Annotated in this window: 17 protein-coding genes and 1 tRNA gene; 3 read left to right on the top strand and 15 right to left on the bottom strand. The window is 69.2% G+C overall.

The features are described 5' to 3' along the window. Positions 1–40 precede the first annotated feature (40 nt). Positions 41–970: an AEC family transporter gene (locus tag NS220_RS00550; protein WP_058622169.1), complete on the bottom strand. Its 930-nt coding sequence runs from the start codon at positions 968–970 to the stop codon at positions 41–43. A gap of 183 nt (positions 971–1153) precedes the next feature. On the opposite strand from NS220_RS00550, the gene NS220_RS00545 reads away from it, so the two are divergent. Next, the gene (locus NS220_RS00545) at positions 1154–1702 is read left to right on the top strand and encodes a hypothetical protein (RefSeq protein ID WP_058622168.1); all 549 of its coding nucleotides are present in this window, start codon (positions 1154–1156) and stop codon (positions 1700–1702) included. A 53-nt stretch (positions 1703–1755) separates the two neighbouring features. Here NS220_RS00545 and NS220_RS00540 read toward each other — a convergent pair whose 3' ends face one another. Further along, positions 1756–2949, bottom strand: a complete 1194-nt coding sequence (locus NS220_RS00540) for a serine/threonine-protein kinase (RefSeq protein WP_058622167.1) — start codon at positions 2947–2949, stop codon at positions 1756–1758. A 406-nt stretch (positions 2950–3355) separates the two neighbouring features. Between NS220_RS00540 and NS220_RS00535 the strand changes: the two genes are divergently transcribed. Further along, complete coding sequence (locus NS220_RS00535) at positions 3356–5626, top strand: transglutaminase domain-containing protein (protein WP_193755231.1); 2271 nt, start codon at positions 3356–3358, stop codon at positions 5624–5626. A 42-nt stretch (positions 5627–5668) separates the two neighbouring features. Here the strand turns inward: NS220_RS00535 and NS220_RS00530 are convergent, their stop codons facing one another. The 7 genes from NS220_RS00530 to polA all read right to left on the bottom strand — a co-directional run bounded on the left by NS220_RS00530 (position 5669) and on the right by polA (position 14871). After that, positions 5669–6472 carry an SDR family oxidoreductase gene (locus NS220_RS00530; RefSeq protein ID WP_058622165.1) on the bottom strand — a complete coding sequence of 268 codons (804 nt, stop codon included), beginning with the start codon at positions 6470–6472 and terminating at the stop codon, positions 5669–5671. A gap of 78 nt (positions 6473–6550) precedes the next feature. Further along, the gene (locus NS220_RS19525) at positions 6551–7057 is read right to left on the bottom strand and encodes a hypothetical protein (protein WP_058622164.1); all 507 of its coding nucleotides are present in this window, start codon (positions 7055–7057) and stop codon (positions 6551–6553) included. A 101-nt stretch (positions 7058–7158) separates the two neighbouring features. Beyond that, positions 7159–7923: an SGNH/GDSL hydrolase family protein gene (locus NS220_RS00520; RefSeq protein WP_058622163.1), complete on the bottom strand. Its 765-nt coding sequence runs from the start codon at positions 7921–7923 to the stop codon at positions 7159–7161. 111 nt (positions 7924–8034) lie between these two features. Further along, a complete protein-coding gene (locus NS220_RS00515; RefSeq protein ID WP_058622162.1) occupies positions 8035–9369 on the bottom strand; it encodes an MFS transporter in 1335 nt (444 codons plus the stop codon). Next, entirely contained in the window at positions 9366–10400 is a 1035-nt protein-coding gene (locus tag NS220_RS00510; protein ID WP_058622161.1) for an LLM class flavin-dependent oxidoreductase, read from the bottom strand. The genes NS220_RS00515 and NS220_RS00510 overlap by 4 nt, the downstream gene beginning before the upstream one ends. 98 nt (positions 10401–10498) lie before the next feature. Then, the gene (locus NS220_RS00505) at positions 10499–12175 is read right to left on the bottom strand and encodes a DUF885 domain-containing protein (RefSeq protein ID WP_058622160.1); all 1677 of its coding nucleotides are present in this window, start codon (positions 12173–12175) and stop codon (positions 10499–10501) included. 56 nt (positions 12176–12231) lie between these two features. Then, on the bottom strand, positions 12232–14871 hold the full coding sequence (polA, locus tag NS220_RS00500) for a DNA polymerase I (protein ID WP_058622159.1): 2640 nt from the start codon (positions 14869–14871) through the stop codon (positions 12232–12234). Between the two features lie 73 nt (positions 14872–14944). Here polA and NS220_RS00495 point away from each other — a divergent pair, with 73 nt between their 5' ends. After that, complete coding sequence (locus NS220_RS00495; protein ID WP_058622192.1) at positions 14945–15376, top strand: hotdog fold thioesterase; 432 nt, start codon at positions 14945–14947, stop codon at positions 15374–15376. A gap of 125 nt (positions 15377–15501) precedes the next feature. Here NS220_RS00495 and NS220_RS00490 read toward each other — a convergent pair whose 3' ends face one another. The 6 genes from NS220_RS00490 to lgt form a co-directional block, all read right to left on the bottom strand. Next, positions 15502–16122 carry an ANTAR domain-containing response regulator gene (locus tag NS220_RS00490; protein WP_013586648.1) on the bottom strand — a complete coding sequence of 207 codons (621 nt, stop codon included), beginning with the start codon at positions 16120–16122 and terminating at the stop codon, positions 15502–15504. A 103-nt stretch (positions 16123–16225) separates the two neighbouring features. Continuing rightward, positions 16226–16306 (bottom strand) — tRNA-Leu (locus NS220_RS00485). A gap of 80 nt (positions 16307–16386) precedes the next feature. Then, the gene (gene pyk / locus NS220_RS00480) at positions 16387–17832 is read right to left on the bottom strand and encodes a pyruvate kinase (RefSeq protein WP_058622158.1); all 1446 of its coding nucleotides are present in this window, start codon (positions 17830–17832) and stop codon (positions 16387–16389) included. Positions 17833–17886: 54 nt separating this feature from the next. Further along, complete coding sequence (locus NS220_RS00475; protein ID WP_058622157.1) at positions 17887–19353, bottom strand: glutamate synthase subunit beta; 1467 nt, start codon at positions 19351–19353, stop codon at positions 17887–17889. Further along, on the bottom strand, positions 19346–23923 hold the full coding sequence (gene gltB / locus NS220_RS00470; protein WP_058622156.1) for a glutamate synthase large subunit: 4578 nt from the start codon (positions 23921–23923) through the stop codon (positions 19346–19348). The genes NS220_RS00475 and gltB overlap by 8 nt, the downstream gene beginning before the upstream one ends. A 52-nt stretch (positions 23924–23975) precedes the next feature. Further along, complete coding sequence (gene lgt, locus NS220_RS00465) at positions 23976–24980, bottom strand: prolipoprotein diacylglyceryl transferase (RefSeq protein ID WP_058622155.1); 1005 nt, start codon at positions 24978–24980, stop codon at positions 23976–23978. Positions 24981–24990: the final 10 nt, after the last annotated feature.

Here is a 24990-nt window from a genome sequence, read left to right as displayed (position 1 = left end):
CCCGAGGGTCAGACTCCCGCCAACGCGTCGTCTTCGGCGGTCACGCGGGGGAGTGGTCGAGCAGGAGGGCGACAGTGAACAGCACGGGGAGGCATCCGACTGTCGAGATGAACACGACGTCGCGCGAAAGGATCTCGCCGACGCCGTAGCGCTGGGCGAAGTTGAAGACGTTCTGCGCGGTCGGGAGGGCTGCCAGGACGACCACGATGAACACCTGATCGGCGGGGAGGCCGAACCACGTCGCGACCAGCCATGCCAGCGCGGGCATCGCGACGAGCTTGAGGGCGGAGGCGATGACCACGTCGAGGCGGCGACCGGGCTCCGTGAGCACGCGCTGACCGTAGAGCGACATGCCGTACGACATGAGCAGCACCGGGACGCACGCGCCGGCGATGAGGTGCAGCGGGTCGAACACGATCGGGGGCAGGTCGATGTCGAGCACCGCGACGAGGACGCCCAGAGCCGAACCGATGAGCATGGGGTTCTTCGCCGTCTGCCGGAGGATGCGCCACGGCGAGCGCGAGCCCGAGGTCGCGGCATCCAGGATCGACAGGGCGATGGGCATGAGCACGAGCAACTGGAAGAGGATGACCGGGGCCGAGTAGGCCGCGTTGCCGAGCATGTAGAGCGAGATCGGGATGCCGATGTTATTGCTGTTCACCTGTCCCGCCGACAGGGCGCCGATGACCGTCTCGCCGACGCGACGCCGGAGGAAAAGCGCCGAGACGAGGGCGTACACGCCGATGATGGCGGCCGCGGTGATCATGGATACGGGCAGTAGCGCCGAGAACAGGGTGGCCACATCGGCCGTCGCGAGCACGGTGAACAGCAGGAACGGCGAGAGGACGAAGAACGTCAAGCGGCTCAGGACGTGGCGCGCGTGGGGACCCAGCAGATCGATCCGGGCGATCACGTAGCCGACGACCACGGCGAGCCCGACGACCGCGAAGCCGGTGAACACGCCGGTCACGCGCGGACCGGGGGAGAGGGCGCGGGAGCGGGGACAGGCATCCCCTCGAGCGTAGTGGGATCGTCGCGCGATCGAATCGTTACACGGCGCGGGCCGTGCGCGCCGGCGGGCCGCCGATAGCATCGGCTGACGGCCGCGGACCGGGGAGAGTCCGCGGGTCGTCCGCCAACGAAAGGGAGACACGTGCGCACGTTGCAGGAGAAGAAGACGCCTTGGGTGCTGGGCGCCACGATCATCGTGGCCGCGGCCGCGTTCGGACTGACCGGATGCTCGAGCCCGGCACCGGCGACCGGCGGCGACGCGCCGAAGGCGGCCCCGTCGTCGAGCGCGCAGGTCGACGACGATGACGATGATGACGACGACTTCGCTGCGGACCTCGAAAAGGACGCGGCCGTCATCGACGATGCGAACGCGTCGAGCTTCGACACCGCTCAGGCCGTCGTCGATGCGTACGTCGCCGCGGGCGGCACCTGCGCGAACCCCACGGACTCCGGTCTGTCGCTCGCCACGTCGTCCATCGACTGCGCCGGGGTGTCCGGGCGGACGCAGACCATCGCGGTCTTCGCCACGCCCGACGAGGCGCAGAAGTGGTTCGACGCTCAGACGGTCGTGAAGAGCGGCGAGGTCACGAGCTACCTGCTCGGCAAGAACTGGGCCATGGTCTCGGACGGCTCGGCGCAGAGCGTCGCGCAGAAGATGGGCGTGCGCACGCAGACCCTCGTTATGCGCTGAGCAGCCGCGCGCAGACCCGTGAGGGGCTGTGCGCCGTCGCCGTCGCCGGTTCGTCAGCGCGGATCGGTGACGGCGACCTGTTGCGCGGCCGGCGCGCTCGGTGCGGGCGAGGGAGCGATCTCGGTCACCTGTTGGCGGGGTGCGAAGAGAGACAGGGCGAGGACGTGTCCGCCGACGATGAGGGCCACGGCCAGGGCTGCGGCACCCAGCCAGGAGGCCCGGATCGTGGGGCGTCTGCGGGGTGCGGATCGTCTCCGCGCGGCGGGAGCTGAGGGCGCGTCGGCCGGGGTGGCCGCAGCGGGGGCGGTCTCGGCGTCGGGCAGGGGCGTCCACGGGGCCGTCTCGAGGCCGAAGAGGTCGAGGATGTCGAGCTCGGTGGCATCCGCAATCCCGGTCTGCGCGGCGCGGGCCAAGACCGTCGCGCGGTCGGCGACCACCGTGGCCGTCGGGCGATCGGATGGGTCAAGAGCGGTCATCGCGGTGAGCAGGGACGTCCATTCGCTCCCGAGGGCAGGCGGGATCGTCGGCGCGCGGGACAGGCGTGCCAGCACTGTCTCTTGCAGGGTTCCTCCGCCGTACGGGGGGAGGCGCGTGAGCGCCTCGATCGTGAGCAGCCCGAGGGCGTAGATGTCGGAGGCGGGGCGAGGAGCCTCGCCGCGGACCTGCTCGGGGGCGAGGTACGCGGCCGTGCCGATCACGGTTCCCGGGGTCGTCAGACGGGCGGCGTCGATGAGGTGGGCGACGCCGAAGTCGGCGAGCACCGCCTCGAAGCCGTACGGGGAGTGCCGCGTGGGGCGCAGGAGAACGTTCGACGGCTTCACGTCGCGGTGGACGACCCCGGTGGCGTGCACCGCGGCGAGGCCCCGGGCGAGATCGGCGAGGAGGGCGGCGACGAACGCGGGTTCGAGCGCGTCCTGTTCGATCCGGCGCTGGAGAGACGGCCCGTCGACGAACTCCATGACGAGGTAGATGTGATCGCCGTTGTCCAGACGCGCGTCGTACAGCGTGACGAGCGATGGGTGGTCGAAGGCGGCCAGCACGCGTGCTTCGGACAGGCGACGCGAGGGCTCGAGTTCGCCCGTGTGATCGGTGTGGAACAGTTTGATCGCCACGTCGCGGCCCAGCACCGTGTCGCGCGCGCGGAAGACGCGTCCCATGCCACCGGCGCCGATGCGTTCGGACAGGATGTAGCGCCCGCCGAGAATGTCGCCGGAGTGCAGCATCGCGGCGTCGATCGACTGGCTCATCAGGTCCTTCGGTTCGTCGATGTGGGACGTGCGCGTGGCACCTTTCCCTCTCCGGAACGTACGCGCGCCGGAGTGTGGGAAACCGGGGGTGGTGCGATCTCGGCGCGAGGGACATAATGCGGTGCTGCGCGCGTGCAGGACTCTTTTCCGCGTCATCGCAGATAAGCCGATAATGCACATTATGTCAGTTTGGGCAGGAATCGCCCTCCTTCACCTCGAGTCCTGCTCGAACGGGATGCCGTCAGAACGACGGCCGGTACCCGTCCCGCAGACGCATTCCCCGTGCGAAACCGGAAAGGCTCGGGAGAAAGACCGAGAGACGCGCACGGTTCACCTCCTCGTCGCCATTCACGCCGATTTCGTAAAATACGGCGGGCCTTTGCACAGACGGAAGAAACGGATGACGATGAGCGACGCTTCGCCTCCCGACGGTTGGTATCCCGATCCCGCCAGCCCGGGCACGCAGCTGCGCTACTGGCGCGACGGGCGATGGACGGAGCACCTCCACCCCCTGGTTTCCGCTGACAACGCTGCGGCCGCTCAGCCCGGCGTCGCGGCGGCGACCGGACAGGAAGCCGCGGGCTCGGCATCCGGAGCCCAGAATCCGCCGAGGAAGCGCCGCACCGGCCTCATCGTCGGTCTCGTGGGCGGATTCTCCGCCCTCGTCGTCGCCGTAGCGGCGTTCTTCGTGTGGGGCCTGCCCGCTTTGACGGGCCCTCAGCTCACCACGCAGGACGACTGGGCCTATGCGTGGGCGCCGCTTCAGGACAACGTCGATATCAACCAGACGTTCACATTCCCCGCCGATTACGACCTCGATGCGAAGGCGGCCGAGAACGGCGACGAACGCGACACCACTTTCGCCTTCGAGCTGTTCACGGATTCCAGCCTCACCCATCACGCCGACTACCGCGCGTACCAGGGCGACCGCGACGTGGAGATCAGCCCGGGGCTCGGTGCCGCGAATCTCCGATTCCACTGGGAGACGGACACGATCGACAATCCCGACGATCGCGAGTTCGAGGTGAACGGCGGCCGATCGGCGTGGGGCGTGCACGACACGTATTACCTCGTGCAGAAGCTCGACAACGCCGGCGCCCCGCTCGAGAAGCCGATCGTGCACCCCTTCCGCGTGAAGCGGCCCCTGGCGATGCCGCAGGTGAACTACGGCGTCAACCCCAACGGCACGCTCCAGATGTCGTGGGACGCCGTGCCGGGAGCGACGGAGTACCTCGTCGCGGTGTCGTCGTGGGACGGCGAGCGCCGGCAAGTGTGGCTGGTCGGCTCGACGAAGGTTCCGACGTGGTCTCCCCCGATCAGGGATCCCTTCTCCGGCGAGCGCGAGACGGTGGAGCAGGAGCAGAACCAGGGCCTTCGGACGTACGCGATGTGGAGCGCCGCCGAGATCGAGGGGCAGGCAGACAACGGCGGCGCCGTGAACGCGCTCGACAACGACACGAGCGAGTACGAGTACGGTGTGATCGCCACGGACGGGACGGGCTTCTCGGCCATGCAGCCGACCGATGCCAACACCGTCGCGGCATCGCTCCCCCAGGAGATCCCGCTCTCCCTCAAGAAGCAGCAGTTCCCCAACGGGCAGATCGTCGACTCTCTCGACAAGATCTCGACCCGCTTCTTCTTCACGTCCGTCGACGGGGCGACGCGCCAGACGGCGGCCTACATCGACCCCGATGACGTGGCCCTGCAGAAAGAGGGCGTGCGGATGCACCTGAGCGGGCTGGGCACCGGTCTCGGATGGCCGATGTACCTCACGGTCAGGGACGTCGACGCGGCGAAAGCGCAGATCAACGCCTTCAACGAGCGGGTGAAGGCCGAGCTGCCCACGACAGGACTCCCCCAGGTCACGACGATCTCCGCGCCCATCCAGGGCGATCCCAGCCAGTACACGCCGTCGACCACGGCACCCGATGTCGACTACCCCGTTTCCGCCACCGACGAGTTCACGAGATACCTCGCCGCGAATCTCGTCGCGCGCGAAGACGCGATCGACGTCTCGGCCTATGTGGATCGCGCCGGGATGCCGGAGCTCAGCGACGCGATCGGCGAAGCGGTCTACCAGAACCCCTATGTGCTCGGCTATCGCGGGTACACCGTGAAGGGCGACATCGTCTACGTCAGCTACGCGAACGATGCGGAGACGACGAAGCGGATGCAGGGCGAGATCGCCTCCGTCGTGGGAGATGCCGTCGCGAAGGTCACGACGTCCGACATGAGCGCGGCAGACAAGGCCGGCGCTCTGAACCAGTGGCTCGTCGACACCGCGAGCTACGACAAGGCTGCCCTCGAGGCGGGCAAGGCGACCCTCGGGTTCCCGTCCGGATTCGCGCACGCGTGGGACCCGAGCGGCGTGCTGCTGTCGGAGAACGGCAACACCGGTGTGTGCGCGAGCTACGCCGCCGCGTACAAGGCCCTGATGGATGCCGCGGGCGTCCCCTCCGTCGTCGTGACCGGCGATGTGCTCGACGGCGGCGGGCATGCCTGGAACAAGGTCCAGGTGGACGGGAAGTGGCTCGCCGTCGATCCGACCTGGAACGACGGCGCGGACCCCACGAAGTACCTGCTGATCTCGGACGCGCAGTTCACCGGCTCGGCCGCCCGTACGCAGTCGAACGACTGGATGGTCGACAACCTGATCGCGAACTACGCCACGCCGTGAGACCGCGCCGGGCGACGGCACGCACCGTCGCCCGGCGGACGGTCAGCGCACCCAGTGCGAGGTCACGTCGAGAACGCGCGAGCCGCTGAGGTCGGCGAGGGAGAGACCCGCGAACCGCAGCGCGGACTCCGAGGTCTGCCACCGGAACCGCGGAGCGTCGGTGACGGCTGCCTCGATGACGGTCTCCGCGGCATCCTCCGCCGACTGCGCGCTCGCGAACGAGGTCGCCGCCCGGTCGAGGTACGCCTGCTGGAGGGCCGCGTAGGGTCCCGGCTCCGCCCGATCGACCGAGGAGGTGAACGACGACGCGACCGCGCCGGGCTCGACGATCGACACGTCGATGCCGAAGGGGGCGACCACGGGGGCGAGGGACTGCATGAGCCCCTCGACGGCGAACTTCGCGGCGCAGTACGCGTCGGAGAACGGCTGGCCCACGGCGCCCCCGACGCTCGTGACGGTCACGATCCGTCCGCTCCCCCGTTCGCGCATGGCGGGCAGGACCAGACGGGTGAGGCGGGCGACGGACAGATAGTTCGTGTCGAGTTGTGCCTGCAGGTCTTCGTCGGTGAGCTGTTCGAGAGTGCCCACGGCCCCGCGGCCCGCGTTGTTCACGAGGATGTCGAGGGGGCCGGCACCGGCGACGAGATCACGCGCACCGTCGGCGTCGGTGACGTCGAGCCCGCGGATGTCCAGCTCCACCCCCGCCGCGGAGGCGGCGGCGCGAAGCTCGTCGGCGCGGCTCGGTTCTCGGACGGTCGCGATGACGGCGACGCCTGTTCGCGCGAGGCCGATCGCGGTGTGGAGGCCGATGCCGCTGGAAGTACCGGTGACGAGTGCAGTTGTCATGTGGTCATTGTGGCGGCTGCGGTTGTCCGGATGCTATGTGCCGGGCTTCTGCGCCCGTGGCCTGACGAACGACCGCTGTCACTCGACCCTCGCCACGCGGATGAGGAACGCCCCGGGGGCGCGGCCGCTGTCGAGCTCGACGAGGAGACCCCTCTCGGGGAGCTCCACCGGCACGGGTGTCGCGGCCATGCAGGAGACGGAGAGGGGGTCGACGACCGGGGTGCCCGCCGACGTCGAGATGCGCCCGGTCATCATCTCGGGACCCGCGCACTCGAGAGTGACGGTGTAGCTGCCCGGATCGATGGTCTGGTTGTCGCTCCGGTGCGGGGCCACCTGGCCGCTGTCGCCGAAGGTCCCCCACGACTGCCAGAGGTACTCCCCCACCTTCGCGTCGGCGACCTCGTCGTCGAAGTACCCCGCCCACGGGTCCGGGGTCGGCGGGGCCGTCGTCGTGGGCACCGTCGGCGAGGGGGTGAGAGGAACCGCCGAGGGGGGTTCCGCCTCCGCGCCCGTGCACCCCGTCAGGGCGCCGAGCGCGATCGCGGTGCCGGAAAGGGCCAGGATGCGCGCGTTCGAGGGGGACATCGGGCGATCCTAGGCAGAGGGCTGCCGGAGCGCCAGGGGGTCGCGCGCCCGTGGCTCACGGGTAGGGCCATGCCCCCGCACGCCCAGCCCGTGGCATCCGCTCAGCCGCCCGGGCGCAGCTCGACCCAGTCGCCGCCGAATTTGGGTGCACGCCCATCGCCCGAGGAGGTGCCGGCGAGTCGCCGTCGCACCCACGGGGCGACGTGCTCGCGGTAGTACGCGGAACCTTTCAACCGCTCGACCTCGGGGATGTCGCGCAGATGCCACCACTCGCGCGGCGCGGACAGGCCGACCGCCTCGATGACGCGCGCGGCGACCCGGTGGTGTCCGCGGGGGTTCATGTGCAAGCGGTCGACGGACCAGAACTCTCCCCCGGCGAGCTCGCGGTCGAACCAGTTGTACGCCGTGATGACGTCCGGACGTGGCGCCAGACGCTCCTCCACAGCCGTCGACAGGCGATTGCCGCGCATCTGCAGCACGCGTCCGAGCGGCAGCCCGGCCGAGGGGTTCGCGCCCGACAGCACGATCAGTTGCACCCCCTCCTCGTCGCAGCGCCGCAGGACATGCTCGAAGAATCCGACGATCCGCTCGAGGTCGGCTCGCGGGCGCAGCATGTCGTTCCCTCCGCCGTTGAACGACAGATGGGTCGGGCGCAGGGCCAACGCCTGTTCGAGCTGCTGCTCGACGATGGGCTGGATGAGCTTGCCGCGGATCGCGAGATTGGCGTACTGGATCGGCTCGCCCGCGGCATCCGCCCATCCCTGGGCCGCGAGATCGGCCCACCCCCGCACGGTGCCATCGGGGAGTTCGTCGCCGACTCCTTCGGTGAACGAGTCGCCGATCGCGACGTAGCGGACGGATGCCATGCGTCGAGCCTACGCGCGCCGTGACTCCCCTCGAGCGTCCAGGACACGCCGCAACGGATGCCACATCTCCGGCGTGTTCGGGACGCTCGACGCCATGGGCCTGAGAGCGGCTCAGGACAGAGCGCGCCCCCGCTGCTCCCGGAGGAACAACGCGGCGACCACGGCCACCGCGAAGAACGCCGCGAACACCACGAACAGCAGGGGCGCGCCGCCGGCCGCGAGCAACGGCGGGACCGAGAGCGGGGCGACGATCGACGCGATGCGCCCGACGCCCGCCGCCCAGCCGGCGCCGGTGCCGCGCAACGTGGTCGGGTAGGTCTCGGGCGTCGCGGCGTACAGGGCGCCCCAGGCACCGAGGTTGAAGAACGACAGCAGCATCCCGGTCCCGATCACGGCGAACTCCCCCGATGCCGTGCCGAACAGCACCGCGGCGATCGCCGAACCTGCGAGGAAGGTCGCGAGTGTCGCGCGCCTCCCCCAGGCCTCGATGAGCCACGCGGCGACGGCGTAACCCGGAAGCTGGGCGAGGGTGATGATGAGCGTGAAACCGAAAGAGCGCACGAGGTCGTACCCCTGGGCCACGAGGATCGTCGGGATCCAGATGAAGGCGCCGTAGTACGAGAAGTTCACGCAGAACCACAGCACCCACAGGCTCGCGGTGCGCATCCGCAGGGCCGGTGCCCACAGGGAACCGACGCGGGCGCGCGGGGCGGGAGCGGATGCCGCGGCTCCCTCGTCCGAGGGCTCGAGCGACACGCGCCCGGCGGCGGCCTCGAGATCGCGCACGATCGCGACGGCCTCGGTGTTGCGCCCTCGGGACGCCAACCACCGCGGCGACTCCGGAAGGCCCCAGCGGACGATCAGCGCGTAGACCGCGGGGAGCGCGCCGAGCGCGAACGCCCACCGCCACCCGTCGGCCGACGACGGGACGACGAGGTAGCCGATGATCGCGGCGGCCGTCCAGCCGACGGCCCAGAAAGCCTCCAGGAACACGATGACGCGCCCACGGATGCGAGCCGGCGCGAACTCGCTCACGTAGGTGGAGGCCACGGGGAGCTCGGCGCCGAGGCCGAGCCCCACGAGGAAGCGCAGCACGAGCAGCGCCGCGAGACCGCCGACCAGTGCGCTCGCCCCGGTCGCGACGCCGTAGACGAGGAGCGTCAGCGCGAAGACCTGGCGGCGGCCGAATCGGTCGGCCAGCAGACCGCCGAGGCTGGCGCCGATCGCCATTCCCGCGAATCCGGCCGAGGCGATCCACGATGCCTGCGCGGGCTCCAGCTTCCACTGTGCCGACAGCGCGGCGATGATGAACGAGATGAGCCCGACATCCATGGCATCCAGGGCCCAGCCGAGTCCCGAACCGCCCAGGATCTTCCCGTGACGACGGGTAAATGGCAGGGCGTCGAGGCGCTCGGACACCCGGACCGTGTCGGTGCTCGCGCTCACGCCAGCATCTCTCGCACGAGCGGCAGCACGCGCGTGCCGTAGAGCTCGATGCTCGACATCAGGCGGTCGTGCGAGATGGAGCCGCTCGCGAACTTCATCTGGAAGCGCGAGGCACCGAGCGCCTGCACGGTCGCGGCGATCTTCGTCGCCACCGTCTCGGGTGAGCCGATGTACATCGCCCCCTCGGGGCCGACGTCGTGCTGGAAACGCAGGCGGTTGTACGCGGGCCAACCGCGTTCGCGACCGATGGTGGTGTTCAGCTCGGCGACGCCCTCGTAGGCCTCGTCCCAGGCCTGCTGGTCCGTGGCGGCCACGTGACCGGGCGAGTGCACCGAGATGGGCATCGCGGGCTTGCCGAACTCCTCGAGCGACTGCCGGTAGAGCTGGGCGAAGGGACGGAAGCGGGCCGAGGATCCGCCGATGATCGCGAGGACGAGACCGTAGCCGTAGCGGGCCGCGCGGACGACCGACTCGGGTGACCCGCCGACACCGACCCACGCTTTCAGACCGTTCTCGGTCTTGGGGTACACGTCCGCGTCGCGGAGTCCGGCACGCGTCCGCCCCGACCAGGTGACGGGCTTCTCGTCGAGCAGGAGCGAGAACAGCTCCAGCTTCTCCTCGAACAGCTGCTCGTAGTCGTTCAGGTCGTAGCCGAACAGGGGGAAGGACTCGATGAACGACCCGCGCCCGAGGATCACCTCGGCGCGACCGTTCGAGACGGCGTCGAGTGTCGCGAAGCGCTCGTACACGCGGACGGGGTCGTCGGACGACAGCACCGTCACCGCGGTACCGAGGTGGATGTCCTTCGTGCGCGCGGCGGCCGCGGCGAGGACGATCTCGGGGCTGGTCACCGCGAAGTCTTTGCGGTGATGCTCCCCCACGCCGAAGAACGACAGTCCGACCTGGTCGGCGAGCACCGCCTGTTCCACGACGTTGCGGATGGTCTGCGCATCGCTCTGCAGCGACCCGTCGGGGCCGCGCGAGATGTCTCCGAAGGTATCGAGGCCGAGCTCGACGGGGGTGGCGTCCATGAGATCTCCTTGCATTCGGATGAATGAACTTTACGCGAGGGGGAAACATTCCCCGACACGGACGAGGGGCGCCGCCGTAGCGACGCCCCTCGTCGGATTCAGACGGATGCCAGGGCTGCCCGCAGAGTGTCCAGACCGACGCCGCCGATGTCGAGGGCACGGGTGTGGAACTGCTTCATCGAGAAGTCGGCGCCGCGGCGCTGCTGCTCCTCCTCGCGGACCTGCTCCCAGATGCGCTGGCCGACCTTGTACGCCGGAGCCTGCCCCGGCCATCCGAGATAGCGGTTGACCTCGAAGCGCACGAACTCCTCGCTCATGTTGACGTTCTTCAGCATGAACGCCAAGGCGTAGTCGTGGTCCCAGGTGCCGGTGCCGTCGAGGCGCGGCTTGCCGAGGTGCACGCCGATGTCGAGCACGACGCGTGCCGCCCGCATGCGCTGCCCGTCGAGCATGCCGAGTCGGTCGGCGGGGTCGTCGAGGTAACCGAGCTGTTCCATCAGACGCTCGGCGTACAGCGCCCAGCCCTCGGCGTGCCCGCTCGTCCCCGCCAGCAGGCGGCGCCAGGAGTTCAGCTGCGCGCGGTTGTAGACGGCCTGCGCGATCTGCAGGTGATGGCCCGGAACGCCCTCGTGATACACCGTGGTGAGCTCGCGCCAGGTGTCGAAGGTGTCGACGCCCTCGGGCACCGACCACCACATGCGGCCAGGGCGCGAGAAGTCGTCGGTCGGGCCGGTGTAGTAGATCCCGCCCTCGTTGGTGGGGGCGATCATGCACTCGAGGGTGCGGATGGGCTCGGCGATGTCGAAGTGGGTGCGAGCGAGCTCGTACACGGCCTTGTCGCTCGTGCGCTGCATCCACTCCTGGAGGGCCTTCGTGCCGCGGAGCTTGCGCGACTCGTCTTTCTCGAGGAACGCCACCGCTTCTTCGACGCTCGCTCCCTGGAGGATCTCGTTCGCGATCGCCTCCTGCTCGGCCACCATGCGCGCGAGTTCTTCGACGCCCCAGTCGTAGGTCTCGTCGAGGTCGATCTCGGCACCGAGGAACCGGCGCGAGTGCAGCGCGTACAGCTCACGGCCCACGCCGTCGGCCTCTCCGGCCACGGGGGCGAGCTCGGAGGAGAGGAACGATGCCAGGGCGTCGTAGGCGACGCGGGCAGCACCCGCGTTCTCGTCGAGCTCGCGCGCGAGCGAGGCGGGCAGCTGTCCCTCGGCGGGAGCGGCGCCCGCGACGAACTCCGCGAAGAAGCCCGTGTCGGCGGTGTAGCGGGAGATCTGCGAGACGACCTCGCTCACCTGCCGGCGTGCCGGCACGACGCCCTCGGCGATGCCGCGGCGAAGGGTCTCGACGTACCCCTCGACGGCCGCGGGCAGCGCCTTCATACGCTGGGAGATCGTGGCCCAGTCCTCGACGGTGGCGGTCGGCATGAGATCGAAGGTGGCGCGGATGTCCTGCGCGGGCGAGGCGATCACGTTCAGGTCGCGCAGGTGCGTCTTCGCTTCGTGCTGCTCGATCATGAGGTCGAGCTCGCGAACCAGATCCATCTTCGTCACCGTGTCGATGGCGTCGACGGGTTCGGCGGCCTCGAGCGCGGCTTTCGTGGCGCGCGCGTCGGCGGTGAGGGCGTCGGCGCCTTCGGGGCTGTAGTCGCCGAAGCGGCCGTTGTACTCGTCGCGCCCGATGTACGTGGCGAGCGTCGGAATGCGCTCCGCCAAGGTGTCGACCCACGCCTCGGCGATCGTGTCGATCGGCGTGGGGGTGCGTTGTGCGTCAGTCATCCTTCGAGCCTAGGGAAGCCGGAGCGCCCGCGCACTCCGGCGCGCGCGGTCTGCCGTCAGTGGCCCGCTTCGTCCCAATCGCCGCCGCGGCCGATCTGCACGTCGAGCGGTACCGACAGCTCGGCCGCGTCCGCCATGCGAGCCCGCACGATGCGCTCGACGGCATCCCACTCCCCCGCCGCGACCTCGACGACGAGTTCGTCGTGGATCTGCAGAAGGACGCGCGAGCGCAGTCCCGCGGATGCCAGCTCCTCGCGGATGCGGAACAGCGCGACCTTCATGATGTCGGCGGCGCTGCCCTGGATCGGGGCGTTCAGCGCCGCGCGTTCCGCGTTCTCCCGCAGCACCCGATTCATACTCGTGAGGTCGGGGAACGGCCGGCGCCGGCCGAAGATGGTCTCGGTGTACCCGTCTTGCCGCGCCTGCTCGACCGAGCCGCGCAGATAGTCGCGCACCGCCCCGAACCGAGCGAAGTACTCGAGCATGAGCTTCTTCGCCTCGGACTGCTCGATGCGCAGCTGCTTCGACAGGCCGAAGGCCGACAGCCCGTAGACGAGCCCGTACGACATGGCCTTGACCTTGGTGCGCATCGCCGGTGTGACCTCGGCGGGCTCGACGCCGAAGACGCGTGCGCCGACGAACCGGTGCAGGTCTTCGCCCGAGTTGAACGCCTCGATGAGTCCGGGGTCGCCCGACAGGTGCGCCATGATCCGCATCTCGATCTGCGAGTAGTCGGCCGTCAGCAGCGTCTCATAGCCCTCGCCGACCTCGAAGGCGGCCCGGATGCGCCGGCTCTCCTCGGTGCGGATCGGGATGTTCTGGAGATTCGGGTCGGTGCTCGACAGGCGGCCGGTCTGGCTGCCGGTCTGCACGTACGTGGTGTGGATGCGTCCGTCGGTGCCCGTCGCGGTGTCGAGCGCGTCGATGATCTGCTTGAGCTTGGTCGCCTCACGGTGCTTGAGCAGCAGGTCGAGGAACGGGTGCGGCGCGCTCTCTTGCAGATCGGCCAGAGCCGCGGCATCCGTCGTGTAGCCGCTCTTGGTCTTGCGCGTCTTCGGCAGCTGCAGCTCGTCGAACAGCACTTCCTGCAGTTGCTTCGGCGACCCGAGGTTCACCTCGTGGCCGATCGCCGCGTACGCGTCGCGGGCGAGGGCGTCGGCGCGGGCGCCGAGCTCGGCGGAGAAACCGGCGAGCTTCTCGTGCGAGACCGCGACTCCCGCGAGCTCCATGTCGGCGAGGGCGGTGAGCGTCGGCATCTCGATCTCGTCGAGGACCTCGGCGACCCGCTCGGGCAGATCGGCGCGCTGCGCCTCGGCCACCCGTCGGATGAACCACGCGAGCTGTCCGGGCGTCGCGCCCTCGGTCTCGGGGACGAGCTGCGTGGGATCGGCCTCGGGGAGGTTCTCGTCGAGATAGCGCTGCACGAGGTCGCCGAGCGTCTTGTCGGGGAAACTCGGGCGGACGAGCCACCCGGCGAGAATCACGTCGGACGCGATGCCCCCCAGCGCGATCCCCTCGCGCAGGAGGGCCTTCACCTGCGGCTTGGCGTCGGCCATCACCTTGGGCGCACCGGATGCCAACCACTCCGCGAGCGCGTCTCGCACCGCCGGCGTCCACGCGGCCTCGGCCGCCGCGTCGGCGCGCGCGAGACCGATCTGCGCGGGAGCCCCCTGGGCGAGGACGAGGGTGAGGCCGACGGTGCCGGTGGATGCGGCCGCCCACGCCGCGAGGGCGTCGGCGTCGAGCGCGGCCGGGGCGGGCGCCGTGGCCGTGGGGCGCGCCTCTTCCGCGGCGTCGCCCGGATCTGCGCCGAGGGCGTCGAACACGCGCGGCAGAAGGGTGCGGAACTCGAGCCGCGCGAAGATGTCGCGCACCGCCTGGCCGTCGAGCGGCTTCACCTCGAGGTCGGACGGCCCCACGGGCAGCTCGACGTCGCGCAGCAGACGGTTGAGCGCGCGGTTGCGCTTGACGCCGTCGAGGTGCTCGCGGAGGTTGTTGCCGACGACGCCCGTGACCTTGTCGGCGTTCTCGAGCAGGGCGTCGAGCGAGCCCCACTGCGTCAGCCACTTCACCGCGGTCTTCTCGCCGACCTTGGGCACCCCGGGCAGGTTGTCGCTCGTCTCACCGACGAGAGCGGCGATGTCGGGGTATTGCTCCGGGGGTAGGCCATACTTCTCGATGACGGCGGCGGTGTCGTAGCGCTTCAGCTGTGACACGCCCTGCACGTTGGGGTACAGCAGGGTGATGTCGTCGGTGACGAGCTGGATCGTGTCGCGGTCGCCCGAGCACACGAGCACCTGGAAGCCCTGCGCCTCTCCCTGGGTCGCCAGGGTGGCGAGGATGTCATCGGCCTCGAAATCCTCTTTCTTCAGCACGGGCACGCCCATGGCTTCGAGACACTCTTGCAACAGCGGGATCTGGCCCTTGAACTCGGCGGGCGACTCGCTGCGGTTCGCCTTGTACTCGGCGTACTCACGGGTGCGGAACGATTGCCGAGAGGTGTCGAAGGCGACGGCGAGGTGCGTCGGCTTCTCGGCCTTGACGAGGTTCACGAACATCGACAGGAAGCCGTAGATCCCGTTGGTGTGCTGGCCGTCCTTGGTCGAGAAGTTGTCGACCGGCAGGGCGTAGAACGCCCGATAGGCCAGCGAGTGGCCGTCGACGACGAGGAGGGTAGGCTTTTCGGCATCCGTCACCCCTCCAGCCTAACGAGGACCACGGACACTGCCCCGGCCCGGCCCCGATGACGGCAATGACACGAAGGCGATGATGACGTCCACGACTCCCGACCCCCTGTCCGGCCTCGACTGGGCGAAGAAGCGCGGAATGGGCGCTCTCGCCGAGAAGATGGGCTTCGAGTGGGTGGAGTTCACCATCGACCGGTGCGTGGCCACCATGCCGGTCGAGGGCAACACCCAGCCCGTCGGCCTCCTGCACGGCGGCGCTTACGTGGTCCTGGGCGAGTCGCTCGGATCGATGGCCGCGAACCTCCACGCCGGAGCGGGGAAGCTGGCGGTCGGCATCGACATCAACGCCACGCACACGCGGTCCGCGACCTCGGGCCGCGTCACCGGCGTCTGCACGCCGATCCACCTCGGGCGCAGCCTCACCGTCCACGAGATCGTGATCACCGACGATCAGGGGCGTCGGTGCTCGACAGTGCGGATCACCAACATGATCAAGGACGCCCCGAGAGGCTGAGCCCGGCGGGGTCCGGTGGTCTCGTCCGCGCGGCTCCCCGAGCTCGTCGAAGAGACCGAGACCCCTCCCCCGTCAACGAGAAATGGATGCCACCTCTGTGGCATCCATTTCTCTCAGAATCGCGGTCAGCCCTTCTTGGGGGCCAACTGCTCGATGATCGCCTTGGCGACGTCCTGCATGGTCAGGCGGCGGTCCATGGATGCCTTCTGGATCCAGCGGAAGGCTTCGGGCTCGGAGAGGCCCATCTTCTCGTTGAGCAGGCCCTTGGCGCGGTCGACGAGCTTGCGGGTCTCGAAACGCTCGACCATGTCGGCGACCTCGGCCTCGAGCGTGATGATCTGCTCGTAACGGGCCAGGGCGATCTCGATCGCCGGCAGCAGGTCGTTCGGGGTGAACGGCTTCACGACGTACGCGAGGGCACCGGCCTCGCTCGCGCGCTCCACGAGCTCTTTCTGGCTGAACGCGGTCAGCAGCACGACGGGCGCGATGTGGTTCTTGCTCAGCTTCTCGGCGGCGCTGATGCCGTCGAGCTGCGGCATCTTCACGTCCATGATCACGAGGTCGGGGCGGAGTTCGGTGGCGAGCTGCACGGCGGTCTCGCCGTCGCCGGCCTCGCCGACGACGTCGTAGCCGTTGTCGCGGAGGATCTCGACGATGTCGAGACGGATGAGCGACTCGTCCTCCGCCACGACGACGCGGCGGGGGGCGGCGGGCGCGGAGGCCGGAGCGGCTTCTTGATCAGTCACGTGACCATCCTAGGACGGGGAGGGCGCATCACCCGCGAAACGGCGAGGATGCGATGGGGGCTGGACAACACCGGGCCGGCTCGGAGGAGCCGACCCGTGGTCGTACCGGTGGTGGGACTCGAACCCACACGTCTTTCGACAGAGCATTTTGAGTGCCCCGCGTCTGCCATTCCGCCACACCGGCTTGTGCTCGCGAACTCCCAATGTACCGGGAGAACGCGAGCGACGACGCGCGCCGGAGAACCGGCGCGCGTCGTCGGACGATCAGACCTCCTGGTACCCGGGGGCTGCGCCGTGGACGGCGTCGCCGACCCGGTGGACGCGCAGGTCGTTCGTCGAGCCGGCGATTCCGGGAGGGGAACCCGAGATGACCACGACCTTGTCGCCGACCTTCGCGAGGTCGTTCGACAGCAGGTAGTCGTCGACCTGGAGGAACATCTTGTCGGTGTGCGACACGTGCTCCACCAGCGTCGAGCGCACGCCCCACGTGAGGGCCAGACGACGACGGATGCCGGGCTCGGGCGTGAACGCGAGCATCGGGATCGTGGAGCGCAGACGCGACATGCGGCGCGCCGAGTCTCCCGACTCCGTGAACACGCAGAGGTACTTGGCCTCGACGAAGTCGGCGACCTCGACGGCGGCGAGCGTGATGGCGCCGCCCTGCGTACGGGGCTTGTTGGTCAGGGGCGCGATGCGCTCGAGACCGTGCTCCTCGGTCGAGGCGACGATGCGGGCCATGGTCTCCACGACCACGACCGGGTAGTCGCCGACACTGGTCTCGCCGGAGAGCATGACCGCGTCCGCGCCGTCGAGGACGGCGTTCGCGACGTCGGAGGTCTCGGCGCGCGTGGGCACCGGGCTGTTGATCATCGACTCGAGCATCTGCGTCGCGACGATGACCGGCTTCGCCATGCGGCGGGCGAGCTCGACGGCGCGCTTCTGCACGATCGGCACGGCCTCGAGGGGCAGCTCGACACCCAGGTCGCCGCGGGCCACCATGATGCCGTCGAACGCGTCGATGATCTCTTCGAGGTTGTCGACCGCCTGCGGCTTCTCGATCTTGGCGATGACGGGCACGTAGCGCCCCTCTTCGGCCATGATCTCGTGCACGCGCTCGATGTCCTTGGCATCCCGGACGAACGACAGCGCGATCAGGTCGGCGCCCGCGTTCAGGCCCCAGCGCAGGTCGGCTTCGTCCTTCTCGCTCAGCGCGGGGACGTTCACGGCCACGCCGGGCAGGTTGATGCCCTTGTTGTTCGAGACCGGACCGCCGACGACGACCCGGGTGGTGACGACGGTGCCGTCGGTCTCGACGACCTCGACGCGGACCTTGCCGTCGTCGATGAGCAGGAAGTCGCCGGGGCGGACGTCCTGCGGCAGGCCCTTGAACGTGGTGCCGACGATCTCTTTGGTGCCGAGGATGTCTTCGATCGTGATCTTGAAGATGTCCCCGGGGAGGAGCTCGTGCGGGCCGTTCTCGAACTTGCCGAGGCGGATCTTGGGACCCTGGAGGTCGACGAGGGCCGCGACCGGCCGGCCGGCGTCCTCTGCCGCCTTGCGCACGTTGGCGAAGTTGGCGTCGTGCACGGAGTAGTCTCCGTGGCTCAGGTTGAGGCGGGCGACGTCCACCCCGGCGTCGATGATGGCGCGAACCATCTCATACGACGACGTGGCGGGCCCGAGTGTTGCGACGATCTTGGCGCGTCTCATCCGTTTTCAAGCTCCGTGAGGATTCGGGAAGTGGCCGGATCGGCCCTTGCCAGCTTAGGCGGGCAGCAGGCCGATGGCGACATCGGTCGGGCGCACCGGTGCGGGGAGCACCGTCTCGCCCATCAGGTACGTGTCGACCTCGGCGGCGGCCGCGCGGCCCTCGGCGATAGCCCACACGATGAGCGACTGTCCGCGACCGGCGTCGCCGGCCACGAACACGCCCGGGGTGGACGTGGCGTACGTGGCGTCGCGCTCGACGTTCCCGCGGTTCGTGAAGCGGATGCCGAGCTGGTCGCCCAGGTGGTCGCTCTCGGGGCCGGTGAAGCCCATCGCGATGAGCACCAGGTCGGCCGGGATCTCCCGCTCCGTGCCGCTCTTGGGCACGCGGCGACCGTCGAGGTACTCGGTCTCGGCGACGCGCAGCGCGCGCACCTCGCCCGCGGGGTTACCGAGGAACTCCACGGTCGAGGCGAGGAACGAACGCTCCCCGCCCTCTTCGTGCGCGGACGCCATCTCGAACAGGTTCGGCATCATCGGCCACGGCTGCTCGGCCGGCCGCTCCGACGGCGGCTGCTTTCCGATCGCGAGGTTCGTCACACTGAGGGCGCCCTGGCGGTGCGCGGTGCCGATGCAGTCCGCACCGGTGTCGCCGCCGCCGATGACGACGACGTGCTTCCCCTCGGCCGAGATCTGCTGCGGAACCTGGTCGCCCGCGACGGCCTTGTTGCCCTCGACGAGGTACTCCATGGCGAAGTGGACGCCGTCGAGGTCACGGCCCGGGATGGGCAGATCGCGGGGGACGGTGGAGCCCGTGGCGACCACCACCGCGTCGTACCGCGCGCGGAGGTCGCCCCACGAGATGTCGGTGCCGATCTCGACGCCCGCGCGGAAACGCGTGCCCTCGGCCTGCATCTGGCGCAACCGCTGCTCGAGGTGGCGCTTCTCCATCTTGAAGTCGGGGATGCCGTAGCGCAGCAGGCCGCCGATGCGGTCGTCGCGCTCGAAGACGGCGACCGTGTGCCCCGCCCGCGTGAGCTGCTGGGCGGCGGCGAGGCCGGCGGGGCCGGAACCGACCACCGCGACCGTCTTCCCGGTCAGGCGCTCGGGCGGCTCGGGCTCGACCCAGCCGTTCGAGAACGCCTCGTCGATGATCGAGACCTCGACCTGCTTGATGGTGACGGCCGGCTGGTTGATGCCCAGCACGCAGGAGCTCTCACAGGGGGCGGGGCACAGGCGACCGGTGAACTCCGGGAAGTTGTTCGTCGCGTGCAGCCGCTCGATCGCCGCGCGCCCCTCGCCGCGCCACGTGAGGTCGTTCCACTCGGGGATCAGGTTCCCGAGCGGACAGCCCTTGTGGCAGAAGGGGATGCCGCAGTCCATGCAGCGACCGGCCTGGCGGCGGAGCACGGCCGAATCGCCCGGCTCGTACACCTCTTTCCAGTCCATGATGCGCACCGGAACCGGCCGGCGCGGGGGGAGCTCGCGCTCCGTGACCTTGAGAAAGCCCTTCGGGTCAGCCACCCGTCACCTCCAGAATGCGCTTCCAGACGACGTCGCCATCGGGGTCGAGCCCCTCGGCAAGCGCCTCCTGGCGGGTCTGCAGCACAGCGGCATAATCGCGCGGCAGCACCCGGACGAAATTGTGCACCTCGGTCTCGAAGTCATCGACGAGACGGCGGGCCAACGTGGAATCGGTCTCGGCGACATGCTTCTCGAGCAGGTCGCGGAGGATCTCGGCATCCCCGGATCCGAGTTCACCGAGGACGAGCTCCCCGGAGGCCAGCGCCTCGCGGTTCACCAGATCACGGTCGAGACGGTAGACGTACGCCTGCCCCCCCGACATACCGGCACCGAGGTTGCGGCCCGTGGCGCCGAGGATCACCGCCAGGCCACCGGTCATGTACTCGAGCGCGTGGTCTCCCACGCCCTCGACGACCGCGGTCGCCCCGGAGTTGCGGACGAGGAAGCGCTCACCGACGACGCCGTTGAGGAACATCTGTCCCTGCGTCGCGCCGTAGCCGATGACGTTGCCGGCGATGACGTTCTCGGAGGCCGCGAACGTCGAGCCGCGCGGCGGACGCACGACGATCGTGCCGCCCGACAGACCCTTGCCGACATAGTCGTTCGAGTCGCCCTCGAGGCGCAGCGTGATGCCGGCGGGCATGAACGCCCCGAACGACTGTCCGGCCGAGCCGGTCAGACGCACGTCGATGGAGCCCTCGGGAAGCCCGTGCTCACCGTGCGCCTTGGTGACGTGGTGGCCGAGCATCGTCCCCACCGCGCGAGCGGTGTTGCGGATGGGCAGGTCGATCGTGATCTGCCCGCCGCGGGCGACGACGTCTTGGGCACGCTCGATGAGCTGGATGTCGAAGTGCTCCTCGAGCTCGTGGTCCTGGTTGCGCCCGTGGCGTCGCGGCTCGTCGTCCGCGAAGCGCGGACCCTCGAGGATCGGGGCGAGGTTGAGACCCCGGGCCTTCCAGTGCTCGACCGCGCCGTTGACGTCGAGAAGCTCCGCGCGACCGACGATCTCGTCGATCGAGCGGTACCCGAGAGCGGCCAGGTACTCGCGCACCTCCTGGGCGATGAACTCCATGAAGGTGACGATGTATTCGGCCTTGCCGGTGAAGCGCGAGCGCAGGACGGGGTTCTGCGTCGCGACGCCCACGGGGCAGGTGTCGAGGTGGCAGACGCGCATCATGATGCAGCCCGAGACCACGAGCGGGGCCGTGGCGAAACCGAACTCCTCGGCGCCCAGGAGCGCACCGATGATGACGTCGCGACCGGTCTTCATCTGACCGTCCACCTGCACCACCACGCGGTCGCGCATGCCGTTGAGCATGAGCGTCTGCTGCGTCTCGGCGAGACCCAGCTCCCACGGGGTGCCCGCGTGCTTGAGCGAGTTCATCGGGCTCGCACCCGTGCCGCCGTCCTGCCCGGAGACGAGGATGACGTCGCTCAGCGCCTTCGCGACACCCGCCGCGACCGCGCCGATGCCCGACTGGCTGACGAGCTTGGTGTGGATGCGCGCCTTCGGGTTGGCGCGCTTGAGGTCGAAGATGAGCTGCTTGAGGTCTTCGATCGAGTAGATGTCGTGGTGCGGCGGCGGGGAGATGAGTCCCACGCCCGCGGTCGCGTGGCGCGTCCGCGCGACCCACGGGTAGACCTTGGTCGGCGGCAGCTGACCGCCCTCGCCGGGCTTGGCGCCCTGGGCGAGCTTGATCTGGATGTCGTCGGCCTCGGTCAGGTAGAGGCTCGTCACACCGAACCGACCGGATGCCACCTGCTTGATGGCACTGCGACGGGTGGGGTCGAGCAGACGGTCGACGTCTTCTCCCCCCTCACCGGTGTTGGACTTGCCGCCGATCTGGTTCATGGCGACGGCGAGGACCTCGTGCGCCTCCTGCGAGATCGAGCCGTAGCTCATCGCGCCGGTGGAGAAGCGCTTCACGATCGCCGACACCGGCTCGACCTCGTCGATCGGCACGGGCGGGCGGACCCCGGTCCGCAGCTCGAAGAGCCCGCGGAGCGTCTTCAGCTCGTGCGCCTGGTCGTCGATCAGGTGCGTGTACTCGCGGAAGATGTCGTAGCGGCGCTCGCGGGTGGCGTGCTGCAGACGGAACACCGTGTCGGGGTTGAAGAGGTGAGGGGCCCCGTCACGGCGCCACTGGTACTCACCACCGGTCCACAGACGCTCGTGGGCACGAGCGGCCGCATCTTCGGGGTAGGCGTACTCGTGGCGCGCCGCGTTCTCGGCGGCGATGACGTCGAGGCCGACGCCACCCAGCTTGGACTCGGTGCCAGTGAAGTACGCGTCGACGAACTCGCGCGACAGGCCGACAGCCTCGAAGACCTGCGCACCCGCGTACGAGGACACGGTCGAGATGCCCATCTTCGACATGATCTTCAGCACGCCCTTGCCGAGCGCGTAGATCAGGTTCTTGACGGCCTTCTCAGGCGTGACGCCGGTGATGAAGCCCGCCCGCACGAGGTACTCGACGGTCTCCATGGCGAGGTACGGGTTGACCGCCGACGCACCGTAGCCGATCAGCGTGGCGACGTGGTGGACCTCGCGTACGTCGCCGGCCTCGACCACGAGACCGACCTTCATGCGGGTCTCTTTGCGGATGAGGTGGTGGTGCACGGCCGCGAGCATGAGCAGCGACGGGATCGGCGCGAGGTCCTTGTTCGAGTCGCGATCGCTGAGCACGATGAACTCCGCGCCGTCCTCGATCGCCTGGTCGACCTCGGTGCACATCTGCGTGAGCCGCTTCTGCAGCCCCTTGTGCCCGGCCTCGACGCGGTACAGACCGCGGATCGTCACCGAGGAACGCCCGCGCAGGGCCGTGTCGATGTGCTGGATCTTCGCGAGCTCGTCGTTGTCGATGACGGGGAAGTCGAGCGTCACGGTGCGCGTGTGCTCCGGACCCCAGTCGAGCAGGTTGCGCTCCGGGCCGAGACCCAGCGACAGCGAGGTGACGACCTCTTCGCGGATGGAGTCGAGCGGGGGGTTGGTGACCTGCGCGAACTGCTGCGAGAAGTAGTCGAACAGCAGACGCGGACGGTCGCTGAGGACGGCGACGGGCGCATCGCTGCCCATCGCACCGAGCGGCTCGGCGCCCCCCTGCCCCATCGGGGTCAGCAGCAGACGGACTTCCTCTTCGGTGTAGCCGAACGTGCGCTGGCGGCGCGTGATCGAGGCGATCGGGTGCACGATGTGCTCGCGCTCCGGGAGCTCGCTGAGCTTGACGCGTCCGGCGTCGACCCATTCCTGCCAGGGCTCGAGAGCCGCGAGGCCGGCCTTGATCTCTTCGTCCTCGACGATGCGGCGCTCGGCCGTGTCGACGAGGAACATCCGACCGGGCTGCAGTCGTCCGCGACGCTTGATCCGCTCGGGAGCGAAGTCGAGCACGCCGGTCTCGGACCCGATGACGACGAGCCCGTCGGTGGTCTCGGTCCAGCGGCCGGGACGCAGACCGTTGCGGTCGAGGGTGGCGCCGACGAGCGTGCCGTCGGTGAAGATCAGGGCGGCGGGACCGTCCCACGGCTCCATCTGCATGGAGTGGTAGTCGTAGAAGGCGCGCAGATCGGGGTCGATCGTCGCCTGCTTCTCGTAGGCCTCGGGGACCATCATCATGATCGCGTGCGGGAGGCTGCGACCGGTGAGGGTCAGCAGCTCGAGGACTTCGTCGAAGGATGCCGAGTCGCTGGCGCCCTCGGTGCAGATGGGCAGCAACGGACGGACATCGCCGATGAGCTCGGACTCGAGCTGCGACTGGCGCGCGCGCATCCAGTTGCGGTTGCCCTTGACGGTGTTGATCTCGCCGTTGTGCGCGAGCATGCGCAGCGGCTGCGCGAGGGGCCACGACGGGAAGGTGTTCGTGGAGTAGCGCGAGTGCACGACGGCGAGCTCGGACGCGAACCGCGCGTCCTGCAGGTCCGGGTAGAACGGCTCGAGCTGCAGCGTGGTGACCATGCCCTTGTAGCCGAGCGTGCGGCTGGACAGCGAGACGAAGTACGCGTCGAGTTCGTGGCGGGCGCGCTTGCGCAGGCGATAGACGCGCCGGTCGAGAGCGATCCCCGACAGGGCCGGCTGCTCTCCCGCGGCCGGGCGCGAGACGAACAGCTGCTCGAAGGCGGGGCGCGCCTCGAACGCGAGCTTGCCGAGATTGTCGGGCTCGGTGGGCACCTCACGCCAGCCGAGCACCTCGAGGTTCTCGTGACGCGCGATCTCTTCGATGCCCGCCTTCATGGCGTCACGTTCGTCGTGCCCGAGGGGAAGGAAGACCATTCCCGCGGCGTACTCCCCCACCGGCGGAAGGGCGAAGTCCACGACCTCGCGCAGGAAGGCATCCGGCATCTGGGTGAGGATGCCGGCACCGTCGCCGGTACCGGCATCCGAGCCGATGGCACCGCGGTGCTCGAGGTTGCGCAGGGCGGTCAGGGCCAGGTCGACGATGTCGTGCCCGGCCTCGCCGCGGAGAGTCGCGACCATGGCGAGGCCACAGGCGTCTTTCTCGAACGACGGGTCGTACATTCCCTGTCGGGCCGGGAATGAACCTCCGACGGTGTCGGAGCGCAGGCTGGAAGCCATATCAACCGTCCTCACGTTGATGCTTCGAATGGGACGACGTCGGCCCAGAGAGTTAGTTCGTGGCGGGGCTGCTTGTGGCGCTGGTGCCGACGGTGTCGTTCGTCGCGGGCGGCTCGCTCACGTCGACGAAGTCAGAGGGGTCGGTTGAGTCTACAGCCCCCGGAGCCTTCGATTCGCGCCCGGGTGCGTAGGGCGACGGTTCCAGGCCCTGGTGACGACGCGACTGCACGATGAAGATGACCAGACCGAGCACCACGCCGAAGATCGCGGCCCACACGTTCGTGCGGAGGCCGAGGACGATGTCGCTGGGGTCGACGCGGATCGACTCCCACACGATGCGTCCGGCGCTGTACCACATGAGGTAGATCGCGAACTGCTTGCCCCACTGCAGGGTGAAGCGCTTGCCGACATACAGGATGACGGCGGCACCGAGCAGGTTCCAGATGACCTCGTAGAGGAACGTCGGGTGGAAGAGCGTGCCGGCGGGGAGGCCGACCGGGATGGCGGGGTTGCCCGGGGCGATCTCGAGGCCCCACGGCAGGTCGGTGGGTTGACCGAACAGCTCCTGGTTGAACCAGTTGCCGAAACGACCCATGGCCTGCGCGATGATGAGGCCCGGAGCGAGGGCGTCTGCGAAGGTCCAGAAGCGGATGCCGCTCCACTTGCAGCCGAGGATCGCGCCGATGGCACCACCGATGAGCGCGCCGTAGATCGCGATGCCGCCCTCCCAGATGGCCCACACGGAGCCGGGCTGGGTGATGTTCCACGGGTTGGAGCCGGGGCCGAAGTAGAAGCCCGCGTGGGTGGCGACGTGGTAGATGCGGGCCACGATGATGGCCAGCGGCACCGCCAGGAGGCAGATGTCGATGACGACCCACTTCTCCGCGCCGCGTCGCGTCAGACGCGCGTTGGTGAGCAGCAGCGCCACGATGATGCCCGCGACGATGCACAGGGCATAGAAGTGGATGCGGAGCGGACCGAGATCGACGAAGGAGATCGTCGGGCTCGGGATGCTGGCGAGCACGCCGGAGGCGGCGCTCGAGAGGGCGAACGTCATGCGAAAGAGT

The sequence above is a fragment of the Microbacterium testaceum genome (assembly GCF_001476655.1).
GTDB lineage: Bacteria > Actinomycetota > Actinomycetes > Actinomycetales > Microbacteriaceae > Microbacterium > Microbacterium testaceum_C.
This window is presented reverse-complemented; position numbering and strand designations above follow the sequence as displayed.